Origin of the sequence: Clostridium sp. AF22-10 (genome assembly GCF_003478725.1) — a bacterium.
Lineage (GTDB): Bacteria > Bacillota > Clostridia > Lachnospirales > Lachnospiraceae > Otoolea > Otoolea fessa.
In genome coordinates this window covers 19918-32789 of record NZ_QUFZ01000025.1, presented here as the reverse complement: position 1 = coordinate 32789, position 12872 = coordinate 19918, and the positions used below count along the sequence as shown (strand labels likewise).

Here is a 12872-nt window from a genome sequence, read left to right as displayed (position 1 = left end):
GACAGATGGGGATGTCCCTATGGATAATAACGCCTCTGAGCGCGCGATCCGCGGATTCTGTGTTGGAAAGAAGAACTGGCAGATGATCGATACGATCAATGGTGCGAAATCATCCGCGATTATTTACAGCATCGCAGAGACGGCAAAAGCGAATAACCTAAAACCATACGAATACTTTGAACACCTTCTGACAGAGATCCCCAAGCGCATGGATGACAGCGACCGGTCATTCTTAGATGACCTGCTTCCATGGTCGAAAAAGTTGCCGGACGTTGTCAGAAAACTGAAAAAGCAATGAAGTAGCGCCGCGGAAGCGGCTTTTAGCTTATAGGGTACTTGGTATGGAGCGTTTACACAGTAGAGTTATCTGTTGTATTTTTAATTGAAAGATATTTTCCACCATTCTGATCGGAGTAGGAGAGGTATTTACCTTGTTTTGCAAGAGACGTAGAACTATCTAGTAGATCAGTGTTAAATTTAGACATATCATCTATTTCATCCGTTGTTACATACATAGCACTTTTGTCGTATGTGCCAGTTTTAACAAGGGTATCATAATCCTTCTTGGTCGTATAAATCACATTATTGATATCTTTTGTTCCATCAAAAGCAATACCATTTATTTTTCTCGGTGTAGCTAGTTTATTCGCACTATTAGCAACACCACCAGCACTAGATGATCCAGCGTAATTATGTGTATGAGATGACGGAGCTTTACCATCTAATGCATTTTTCATAGCAGCTTGTGTCATTGTGCCATCTGTGGCTGTGCCAGTGCTAGTATATAATTTTGTTAATCCGGCAGCAGAAGATGTACCAGTGCCAGGTTTATTGGATAAATCGTTATATGATCCAGTTGTTGCAACAGTCTTGAGTTTACTTTTGATATATGACCATAAAGCTGACATTGGTCTACGAAAATAATTCGTGTTTGTTGTTCCGCCGCCTGCATATTGAGACACATAATAATCTTTATCAGTTGGTGTAGTAGTAGCCGTTGACAAATTATTAATCATCGTACTTAAATCGTGACTATGACTCGTCGGCACAGCATTATCATAAGCTAACTCAGTCCATTTACTCGTTCCATTGCCAGTTTTGGTTTGTCTTATATCAGTAGAATATGCAGTCTCGCCTTTTAACAGAACGGGATTGCTTGCTTTCCATTCGGTTTCTGTTTTTGCGGCGTGTTTCAATCTCACGCTTAAAGTATTTTCGCTCAAAATTTGTCTCCGTTACTGAAAACTTATAAAAAGCAATAAACTTTTATGTTCCATTCCTATTTCCATGAGTATGTTTTTGTACTGCCGAAACAGATACTACTCACAAGTTCTTGCACTCTCCATAGGCGTAAATTCCTGACTAACGAATCAGTACATATCTGTGATAACTTGAATATGCTATGCTACAGATTTTAAAACATTTTCTCCATATCTTTTCAGATTTAAAGCAGCCTGATAATCTCTGTCGATTACATTTCCGCATTCGCATTTATAAATACGATCTGACAGCTTCAAATCTTTTTTAATAGTCCCACAGCAACTACATAATTTAGAACTTGGAAAGAATCTATCAGCAATGACTACTGGAATATTGTTCCATACTGCTTTGTATTCGATTTGTCTTCTAAATTCATAGAATTTCTGATCTTGAACTACTTTGGATAAATGTCTGTTTTTCATCATTCCTTTTACATTCAAATCTTCAATGCAAATAAAACTTGGTTCTCGCTTTATGATTTCAGATGTAGCTTGATGTAAATAGTTCTGACGAATATTCGTTAATCGGTGAGTGATTTTTAATAAAAGTTTTTCCTTTTTGATTACATTATTAGTTTTACAGTATTCCTTTCCTCTTTTATTTTTCTCGTAAGAACGAGAGATCAAACGCTGTAATCTGCGTTTTTTCCTTTCAATTTTCTTTACTTTATTGCTTTTGTTAATGTTTTTATATATGTTTCCATCTGAGCAAACCGCCAAATCCTTAATGCCCAAATCAATACCTATCCCATCCTTTTTTTGAATATCAATGGAGTCAGGAAATTCTATGCCAACTGTAATCCACCAGTTCAAACCATCAAATTTGATACGAGGATTGTAGTATTTAGAGTCTGTTGGAATACGATTCTGTTCAGCGAGACGAACCTTACATAATTTTTGACTTCTTTTATTTTTGGCTTTGCCTTTACCCGCTATCAACATTAGTCGAACATGAGTATTAGAAAACTGAATTTTTATATTATCCTGGTAAAATGATGGTGTGGACTTTTTTACCACTCTTAAATCTAGGAAATTTAGAAAACCCTTTGAAGAATTTCTTATAAGCATCACAGGCATCTTTAATGGCTTGTTTAGGAACATCACAATCAATTTCATTTAGCCAAGCGTATTCATACGTTTGTTTCATCTTTGTAAATTCTTTTCGTAGATCCATATCAGATAGAAATTTACCGCCATTTTTATAATTTTCTTGCTCTCTCGCCAATGCCCAGTTGTAAGCAAATCGAGCAGTGTTAGCGTATTGGAACAATTTTGTTTTTTGTTTATTATTCGGTATCAACATTACTCGAAGCGTTTTTATTATTTTTATCACCTTCTTCTATAAGTTCTTTTACAAACTTTCTTGCTTTTTGTCTCCTTTCTAAAAAAGAAGCTCCGGCAAGGTCTAATTCCTCACCGGACAATAGAGAATAATTAGACCTTATACAGAGCCATCTAAAATTAATGTATCACTTTCTGCAATAGTTAGTTTAGCTGCATTTACAGAAGTGACATTTAATGCAACATCAGATGTACCGTTGAATGAAACAGCAGCGGCAGTTGCACCACCAGTGATAGAAAAGTTCCTAGCATTCTGTAATTTTGTAGCACTTCCAGCATTACCACTTACAGAAGTTGGTGCTGCTGGCATGGTCATAGTAGTAGAACTTGCGCCAGTGATATGACCTTCTGTATCATAGGACACACTCGGAACTTTAAATGTACCGCCAAAGCCTAATGTTTTACTATCATCACCTTTTGCAGTTCCGGCGGTAACAGCGTTTTTGTGCTTAAACTGAGTGCCAGACAATGTAAGACCCGAACCAGCCGTATATGTAGTATTACTATCGGTATTGATATCACCCATAAATAGGTAGTCAGTGCCATCATATACAAATTCGTATACTCTGTTAGCTGCAAGATAACCTGTATTAATCGCGGCTCCACGATATTTGATTGCCTTTGCACCAGTACCATTCACATTTAATGTCGGGTTAGCAGCAGTATTTGTGACAGTAAACTTAATTGTTACCCTTGCGCCAGTAACAAGGTTAAAACCTGTAACACTAACTGTCTTTGCCTGAGTAGCAGCAGCGGTTGCACAAGTTGCAAAATGTGTGATATCTGTTGTGCCGTTAAAACCTACACCATCAATCTTGCGAGGGGTTTCTAACTGTTTTGCCTTTGCAGTGGTTGCGCCAGAAGTAATAAATCCGCTATCGTTGGTGATGTCAGAGGTCTTAGTCGGTACGGTGATATTTACCTTGCGGTTTTCATCAGGTGCTACATCGGCACCATTTTTCTGAATGCCAACAATGATATTTTTCTCTGCATTGCTCGGTGCATGTGCAGACTGAGAGTGTGTATAAGCGGCATGACCCTTATCACCTGGGAATGCTGTAGATGCAGTAGTACCCAGTGCAAGAGTCTCAGAGATTACGATATACTTGGAACCAGACCAACGGTAGGTTTTATTATTGGTCAAATCTACATAAATTTTACCTGCCTCAGCCGTATAAGCACTAGATTTTTTAGAATCCTTGTAGAATGTCGCTGAATCATCAGATACATAACCTTCAAGAACATCATCAACGAAGCTTGGAAGCTGTGCAGATATTACTTTACCATCGTCACCAAGAGATGCTACGCCATTAGCGACACCTTTCTGAGAAACAGGAATAGCTTTTACATCATTAGCAGAAAGAGTGATATCGCTGGTTAATGCCTTGCCATTGACCTTTCTGGAAGTAGGTACTTTTCCTCCAAGAGCAGAATTTACTACTTTATTCTGAACAGGGTTAGTAGAAGTGGAAGATAGCGCATTATCAACAATGGTCTTATTTGCACCAGATGCAATACCATTTAATTTTTCAAGCAGAGCAGTAGTAAAAGAAGCAGTAGTTGCATCAAGAACACTCTTATTACTATGGCTGTGAGATGCATTCTTGATTAATTCCTGTACTTCCTCTGGTGTTAAGTTAGCATAAGCTAGGTCAGTATATGCGGTCGCACCATCACCAATCTTAATTTTTCTGGTGACAGTATCAACAAGAAATTCCCCTTTCAGACCGACAAACGAGCCATTCTGTGCCCACTCATCGGTCGTTTTATTGTTTAAAATAATACGTGTTTTTAAAGTTGTGTTTGCCATATAAATTTTTCTCCCGTATACGGCACTTAATCCGACACTATCTGGTGATTCAATAATAGTTATGCCATCATAAGTGTGCAAAGATTTATAAGTTTCAATTTGGGATTGTGTTAGAGGTGTTTCGATTGGATTAGATAGAATATAAGCAACATCGGCAGAAACATTATCGTTCGTTAAATTCTCATAGTATAGAACTATTGTATTAAACTTACCACTTGCACGAACACCTTCTGCTCCATTGGCTGCATTTTTGGAATACGTTGCAATATTGCACAAACATTCTGTATGTTCCTTAGACATATTTTGAATATTGGTTGCTACATGTTTATATCCACTATGCGTACTAGATGAAGCTGTTTTGTAGAAAATAACATTTACATGCTTAATCCGTTGACGATACACTCCCCGTTCAAAGTCAAATTCATCACAGATCCACTGCTGACCAGATGAATCAATGTAATTTCCGCCACTGTTTACCGGAATGCCCGGTAGACCGTTTGGTGCGAGAGTGTAAGAAGTCGAACCTTTGTACGGTTCGTAAGATGTCGCTTTGGAACCATATTCAAGTTGGATATTAGTTAATTCAACTGTACGTGTTAATCCAATACCTTCTGTATCAACTCTTAGAAAGATACCAATGTAAGCATCAGATATAAATGTTGCAGAAATAGTTGTTTCATTTGTGTTTGGAGATAATGTTTTATAAACAATATTATTATTTGACTTTGGATATTGTCCATTAGGTGTTGTAATAATACAAAATGCTTCATCTGTATCTTTAGATGTCGTTTCAGTTTGTTTATATGTACACGAAAATGTAACAGTTTCTCCTTTTGCTGGACTAAGAAATGATGCGTTTACCCATCCACTCTTCGCTGCAACCGTTACTTTACTCTGCGTATTTCTTACAGTTCCACCCCAACCATTTGCACCCCATTGAATTGATGAATCGTATATATTTTTACCTCGCACAGTAAGATTACCCAACGCACTCACAATCTCCTGCGGATATTCCGGACTTGGACTCGACTTTCCGCCGGTGTACGGTTCCCAGGGGAGCACGGTGTCTCCGGCGTTGAGCATAACATAAAAGTCAAAGGATAGTGCTACTTGGGTCGGAAAAATCACATACATACTCAGTGCCTCTTCTGTCCCGTCTAATGATATGGCAAGGTTTCTTTTGTTTTTATTTATACCTCCAAGGTAAGTCCAATGCTCATTTTGTTTGTGTACATTTGCTACTTTAGCAATATTAAGAGTGACAGAATCAGGAATAGCACCTGTAAAAGATAGTGTATAATCTCCCGATGGCAAGGTGAAATATTCAGTCGGCTCTAATAACCTAATATTACGAGAATTGTCAGCTGTACATGTTCCTTCCAGGTGCCACCCACCATCATCTTTTTGTGTCAGCGTCATCCCGACATTTGATTCTTGTGATTTTTTCGATACGAACAACTGCGCCCCTGTCGTCGTCACCTGCGTGGATTTGCCATACACCGTCAATCCCTGTAACGGTGCTTTACCACAATCCTCTAACACAACAGGATTACCAGAAACGGAAGTGTTTTCTAATTTAAATAAATCCATGATGTTCCTCCGTTTCTATTTGCCTGTTCCGTCTATAATTTCAATTTCGTTGTAATCACTACCAACCGTATAATATTTCAGATTGGCATCGTCCCATCTGTACACTCTGTTTTCCCCTTTGTCAATGTAGATACATTCAACATCTCCAAGTGTCGGAAATTCTAAATAGGAATCGGCGGTGATAACAATTTGTTTCTTTGAATCTTCAATTTGCTTGGATATATAATCCTTAATCTCGGAATCGTACCATTGGAGTCCATCCAAGCCGATATATGTGTTTACCATGATTTTCCTCCAATTAGTAAAATAGGAGAGGGCAATAAAGCCTCATCCTACTAAATCAATTTATTATGCGGTCGGGAACAGTGCTTTGATTTCTGTTTTGGTAGCAGCAACATATTTCACATCTTCGAGTGCTTTTACTCTAGTGTTTAAACCGGAAACTCCTGCTTTTGCTTCATCAGCAGCGGCTTTGGCATCGTCTGCCGCCTGTTTAGCTGCCTTAATAGCAGTGTCGGTAGCACCACCCTCAGCTAGAGAAGCTTTGTTAGCTGCAACATCTTTTTTTAGATCAGCGATGTCTGCTTCCTGTAAAGCACTATCTGCCTTATCAAGAGATGCCTGTACTTCGGTAGCAAGTTTTGCCTTGGTTACAACACCATCAGCAATCTTAACGGTAGTAATTGCGCCATCTGCTAACTCAACAGTACCGATAGAACCAGCGACGATGACTGCACTAATTTCTCTGGTGGTTGGATTAATAGTAAGCTGTACCTGTACAGCGTTCTTCTCGGCAGTGTAAATATCTACCAGAGATGCAACATTAATATAAATCTTGTCTTCGGTAGCGTTTGCCAGAGTCAGAACAATATAAGTACCTGCTTTCTGTCCTTTCGGATTTACCTCAACAACACCGGATTTTACAACCATATCCTTTGGAATGTCGATAACGCCAACAGTTTTTGTGCCCTGTTTTACGGTGTAAGATTTGAGCATACCGGCTGTAGTGGTAGTGGTGTCAAGAGTTACCTCGTCAGCCGCCTTAGCTGCGTCAATAGCAGCCTTATTCTCGTTGATAGCCTTCACAAGACTGGTCTTATCATCGGTGGTTAAATCAGTGAGAGTACCAATCTTACCATCAACCTCTTTCTTGTTTGCATCAATCTTGCCCTGTAAGGTGTCCTGAGCTGTCTTTACAGCCTTTGCAACGGAACCGTCTGTAGTCTCGTCACCATTTAGTTTAGCAATCGCATCAGTGTTCTTTTTGATGTTAGCGTCAATCAGTTTCTTTGCAGCCGCAATCTTCTCATCTACGTTTGCGAGAGTTGCCAGATCAACAAGTTTAATACCACTATCCTTGATAACCTTACCATCGTCACCAACAATAACAACATCACCAACGGTAGCAGCTTCAAATTTAGTTAAGAAGCCAGTAAGATCCGTCTGTGGAAGTTCGATAGTAAATGCCGGAGCAGTAGCGCCAATTGGCTCTGCAACGGTATAGAATTTCAGAGTGTTTCCATCAAGAGACACAGTCTTTAAAGAATTTGCAATACCAGTAGTCACTTTACCATCAATATATGGTTTGATTAAACTGTCGTACTGCTGAAGGTTCTGCAAAGATACATAAGTAAACGTAGTTGCCATATTATTTTCCTCCTTGTGAAAAATTAGAATAAGTTATTGATATCTGAATCCTCAACTTCATTGAGGGTTTCATTTAATTTAGTTTCAATCCGTTCATCGATCATCGGATCAAGTGTTGTTGAAATAACGTTTTTAACGTAGTCTGAAATTTCATCTCGTGTGACAAAATTTAGGGCAGCAATCTGCTCATCGACATAGGATTTTGTTGCGTATCCCTGTTTTTCAATCCAGTCTTTTGTTGGGATTTCAGATTGAGAAGTAATAGAACCATCAGTTACGACATAGTTGAACATATCTGTAGCTGTGATTTTGCGAATGGAGATTTCAGTATCTCCATGTTTAACCAGAAAAATATGATCGTTGCCAGAAATATAAGTTGTAAAATCACTTTGACAAATTTTATACTGACCACGAACTTTATAAACGCCAGTTGTCAAATTAGAAATGGTAATTGGATGATCTAAAGTACCATCGAGATTATCAATCGGTCTATTCCCTAACGTATCATAGTTTAAAGTCTTTGCATCCTCACTTAGTCTGCTTACATAAAAAGAGCCACCTGTATTCTTATTGACAATATAGGCTGTATAAGCTCCGTCAGTAAGAATGGCGACAATTTGACCTTCATAAGAATCAGTTGCACTATTTAATGCACTTTCCGCTGTAGCAACATCGAGGAAACGATAGATTTTAGAACGAACTGGATTAATAGATAAATCAGAACCAATAAGAATGTTTTCGTGTGTATCTTTGGTGTAGATAATATCATTTGCATCAAGCTTGCCATCGTTGATAAAACGCTCGATGTCGTTAAACTTGACAAGCGAGAATTTTGCTCTGTTTGCGGAAGTTTTGATAGCCATTAGCCGTCACCCTCCTCATCATCGAAGGCGTTGACATAGACCATACCATCTGTTGTATTATCTGCCAGTCTGGAACACTGTATGATTCTCTGTCGTTTCGTAGCAATTACGCTATTATCATTCTGAATTAAAAATGTATGCACGTTTTACCCCTCCTTTCGTTTTATGTACTCAAACTCCTCCTTTGAGATTTTACCAATAGAGAGGAGATGATCTAACTGTTCATTTTTTAACATTTTATTTCTGTATAATCTTTTTAAACTCTCTATAAAGTCGCTCATCAAATTACCCCCTGTTCCAACAAACTCATAGTATAACGGTCAATAATTTCTTCCGGTGACATACAATGAGTCGATTTAAGCTGATTATATTCATGTTCCGTAATTTCCTCTAAAGTCACAGTGGCGAATGAATCTACGGGAAATGGATTTAATGATGGAATGTGATATGCGGTGTCACCTGTAGACGATAAAATACCCTGTGCATCTTCTTCACTGCACTGTAACAGGATTTTGTGCTTGAGCTGAAATTTTACATATTGAATTGAACAGAGGACATCAATCACATTTTTGCTTTTGATTACTTTGTAAAACATAATTTTCCTCCAGTAAAACAGGGCGCTCCGAAGAACGTCCCATTATTATTAGATACTTAGAATGACTGCTACATATGATTCACCGTTGGCATATTTATAGCCGCTCAAAGAACCATCCGCATTTACTCCATACAAATAAGTATTGGACATAACATTGGGTGAACGCAGCCAATAAGATACGGCTATGTCATCATTAGTTTTTCTCAATCTTGTCGCATCAGAAGTAATGAATGGAATAGGTGAACCCTCATAACTATATGGCTCAAAATTCATACTACCATCCACTTCATAAGCAGACGGGATAGCAATATAACAGTTGGATGTACTTGTTTCAGTAGATTTCTGTCCGTTAGAAGACTGAATCTTAACCTGTTTGATAAGCTGTCTCCACTGAACAGGTATAGCTTTATAAAATCTTTCGTTCAGAAAAGCATTTAGATTCATTGCCGCCCAACCGCCTGTATTAGAAGATGTAGAATTTAGCTGCATCTGGTTAGCCAGTACATGAGAAGCCATGAAAGACATAAATGTACGACTGCCAGAATTATCAGATAAATAGTAACGCTTAAATGCGTACATTTCTAAATTGATTTCTTCGTGAGTCCATGCTGCAAGGTTACGACATGCTTTATCACCTAAATCAGCATTCCATACTTTCGCCCAGTAAATAGTACCTTTTGCATAATTCTCGTAAGCACCATCATCTGCTTTGGAACAACCAAATACAAGTGTACTGTTGGCAATTGCAGATTTGTTACTTGATAATGTAGAATATGCAATCGTATCCGCTGGTAAATCACCACGATAAACATGAATCTGTTTTTCGCCTTTAATATGACGAAGTACAAGAATATCTCGTTTTCCAATATCGGATGTAACGAGACTAGATGTATTCCATGTCAGCTGAGGTTGAGTATTATTCCAAAGTTTGAATCCAAGAGAACCATCAGATTTATAACACTGCATTAAAACAGCATTATTTGCATTCCCACTTGTAAACATATAGTCCACTGCAATAACAAAGTCCTTATCTTCATCAAATAAGGAAATCTGGGTATCTATATAATTTGATCCAGTAAACACAGTTTCTTGACTAATGATTGTCTGGTCAGTTATGTCTTCAAAAGAATAGTCTGTTCCCATAGTAAATGAGATGCTATCTTTTTCAGATACGATTTCCTGCTCTTTAGTAAGTTTACACATTGCGTAAATCTCAACTGGTCGCATAGTGCTTAAATCTTTGTTAGTGAAGTAGTTCTGTACATATTCACAAGAATCGAATACGGCATTAATGTCTTTGTCACCTGTTACATAACCACTTGAATCCCACTTATTAAATAAATAATACTTATATGCAGCTTCCTCAGCAGTGTATGTTGGAATGTCGCCACTATAGAATACAGTTGAACCATAATCAGCAATGATTGTTTCCTTTACAGTTCCCTTGGAGATGTAACGTACAGTATATTTTCGCACGATAGAAGTATAGGTTGCTGTGTAAACAGCATCAGTAAACGCGGTTGTAAAGTTCTTATCCCATCCAGCATAAGTAAAATCATCTTTTGCTGTAGATTCTTTTTGAGGAATAGAAATAGGATTATTCTGTCTCGTAATTGGATCAACAGGTTTTTCTCCTTTATCTACATATTGAATATCAAGAACTGTACCATCGTCATTTTTAAATTCAATTGTAAACTGTTCTACCAACGTGTTATAAGTAATATCTAAATCAGCCCATGCTTCTTGATATTCAGCTAATTTCTTTTCTCTCATTACAGGTACATGAACAGAACCAGCTAAGATAGATTGATCAGTGTTATATCCGTTGCGGTCAATACCTTTCATGCTATAGATTCTATCTAAAAGAGTAGTATCATCTAATTGCCAATTAATACCCGTAATACGAACACGGTTTGCATTCTTAGATTTTTCAATCAAACCTTTACAATCTACTACATTACAATTCTCTAAAATTAATGTAGAAATCTTATCATATCCTGTAATCTGTAAATTGGTAAGATATAACAAATTTTTCATATTAATAGAAGTAAGAGTATTTGGTAAAAGAGCAGTAGTAATTTTACCACCATTGGCAAATAGAACGCCTGTTAGACCTGAACCAGTTGCATAAAATTCTTTTAGATTTAAGCACTTGGAAAAATCAAGACTTGTAGAAAGATTTGGTGTATTTCTGACATCTAGTTTTTCAAGAAGTCTATTATTACCAATAACAAGATTTGTTAAGAATGTGTTTGAATATCCCTCTGTTGTATTACCAATAATAAGTTCTTTTAATCTTTCTGCTTTAGAGAAGTCATTATCATGAATGTAACATGTGGATACATCACCCATAGATTGAATACGAGATGCAGCATAAACTAACACCGCTGTATCATCCATAGTTTCGTATGGGCATGTAATATCATATACTTGACCTGCTTTAGCTCTGATTTGTTTAGCAGAAGAGTTACCAAACATTACTGATAAATACATATCTGAATATGGAGTAAGATGAAGAGTATAATCAGGTTTTACAACTACACCTACAGGAGTGTTACATCTGAACATAATCTGATCGGAAGTAGCAGTAGTTCCTAAGAATTTTGTTGCCATATAAATCTCTTGATCACGTTCAAATTGTCTACGTTGATACTTCTTCTTACCATTCATCATCTGCTCTAAAAAACGAGTGTTACCTTCACGATATGTTCTTTCATATTTTCTCTCGTAATCTAACCGCCATAATTCTTCACACCATTCATTCTGTTTTTCATCAAACTGATTAATAAGAGATGTTGCACTCCAACAGTTTTTAGATTCACATGACTGATACATAGTACGAAGTTGAGTTTGCATTAAATCACGAATACGACAGAAGAATACAGAATCAGCAGCATTAAAAATGTATCCAGAAGACGGTTCTCCATCGGTACGATAATCAGTGTCTTCTTTACCATATGTCATAGTAAGCTCTCCGCTATTATTGATTCCCAAAACCGAGTCATTATCATAATCAAAGAAGTCAAATCGGTATCCATTATTAATTCCAGCGGCTTCATTATCAACGGTATAATATTTTGCCTTATCACCCATTTCAGATGCTTCAGATGTACTAATGTAATGTTTAGCCCAATGCCAGAAGGTATTTTTAGCTCTATTATCGATCATAGTATATCTTAAAGTGAATAGATAGAAGTAAGTTGCTGCATCAACAATAAACCAATTCTTTAAATTATTTACAAATTCTTCATCAGTAGAAGTAATTACAAATTCATAAAAATCTCTCCAAATCTGACGATTATTTGTTCTAATTTGTTCCTTGATTTCATTTGTAGAGGTAGCTTGTCCATCCTTAGAATCCCCACAACAATCATATCTAAATTCAAATGAGCCATCCCAGTCATTATAAAGGGCATCATAAGCGGTATTACCAGATACCCACTCAGACTTACTAATAGGATATTTCATACTTCCATCTGAATTTTTAACACCTGTTTGAAAAGTAGAATTGGCAAGAGTATTATCACTAATCTCAATACAAAATTCTTTCATGTCATCTGGATCATAAGCTCTTGTAACATCAGTTTTCTTACTGTCTCCCATATTGCCGAGTGCGTAAAAATGATAAGAAGTATCCTGAAACTCTCTATGAGTAGATAAATCTGGATCGCTTTCTTTGATAAAGATAACACAGTTTACAAACTCCATGTCATTCTTTATTCTGGAATCTCTTTTTTGAGCTGGTGAAGTGTATGGTATATAATCAT

9 protein-coding genes and 1 pseudogene are annotated in these 12872 nt (G+C 37.2%); 1 reads left to right on the top strand and 9 read right to left on the bottom strand.

Going from position 1 to position 12872, the window contains the following annotated elements; genetic code table 11:
• Positions 1 to 298 (top strand): transposase domain-containing protein (locus tag DWX91_RS13955; RefSeq protein ID WP_147354413.1); only part of this gene is annotated, 298 nt, incomplete at its 5' end.
• A 52-nt stretch (positions 299 to 350) separates the two neighbouring features.
• Here the strand turns inward: DWX91_RS13955 and DWX91_RS13950 are convergent.
• The 9 genes and pseudogenes from DWX91_RS13950 to DWX91_RS13910 form a co-directional block, all read right to left on the bottom strand.
• Positions 351 to 1223, bottom strand: coding sequence for a hypothetical protein (locus DWX91_RS13950; protein ID WP_118539290.1), 873 nt, complete (start codon positions 1221 to 1223; stop codon positions 351 to 353).
• 177 nt (positions 1224 to 1400) lie between these two features.
• Positions 1401 to 2583 (bottom strand): annotated as a pseudogene (locus DWX91_RS13945) (transposase).
• 117 nt (positions 2584 to 2700) lie between these two features.
• Positions 2701 to 6000 (bottom strand): hypothetical protein, encoded by a 3300-nt coding sequence (locus tag DWX91_RS13940; protein ID WP_118539288.1) that lies wholly within the window; start codon positions 5998 to 6000, stop codon positions 2701 to 2703.
• A 15-nt stretch (positions 6001 to 6015) separates the two neighbouring features.
• Entirely contained in the window at positions 6016 to 6285 is a 270-nt protein-coding gene (locus DWX91_RS13935) for a hypothetical protein (RefSeq protein WP_118539286.1), read from the bottom strand.
• Between the two features lie 63 nt (positions 6286 to 6348).
• On the bottom strand, positions 6349 to 7647 hold the full coding sequence (locus DWX91_RS13930; protein WP_118539284.1) for a hypothetical protein: 1299 nt from the start codon (positions 7645 to 7647) through the stop codon (positions 6349 to 6351).
• 23 nt (positions 7648 to 7670) lie between these two features.
• Complete coding sequence (locus DWX91_RS13925; RefSeq protein ID WP_118539282.1) at positions 7671 to 8510, bottom strand: hypothetical protein; 840 nt, start codon at positions 8508 to 8510, stop codon at positions 7671 to 7673.
• The gene (locus DWX91_RS16715; RefSeq protein WP_182435088.1) at positions 8510 to 8653 is read right to left on the bottom strand and encodes a hypothetical protein; all 144 of its coding nucleotides are present in this window, start codon (positions 8651 to 8653) and stop codon (positions 8510 to 8512) included. Before DWX91_RS16715 ends, DWX91_RS13925 begins: the two co-directional genes overlap by 1 nt.
• Positions 8654 to 8790: 137 nt before the next feature.
• Complete coding sequence (locus tag DWX91_RS13915; protein WP_118539278.1) at positions 8791 to 9105, bottom strand: hypothetical protein; 315 nt, start codon at positions 9103 to 9105, stop codon at positions 8791 to 8793.
• Positions 9106 to 9153: 48 nt separating this feature from the next.
• A complete protein-coding gene (locus DWX91_RS13910) occupies positions 9154 to 12813 on the bottom strand; it encodes a DUF6273 domain-containing protein (protein ID WP_147354412.1) in 3660 nt (1219 codons plus the stop codon).
• Positions 12814 to 12872: the final 59 nt, after the last annotated feature.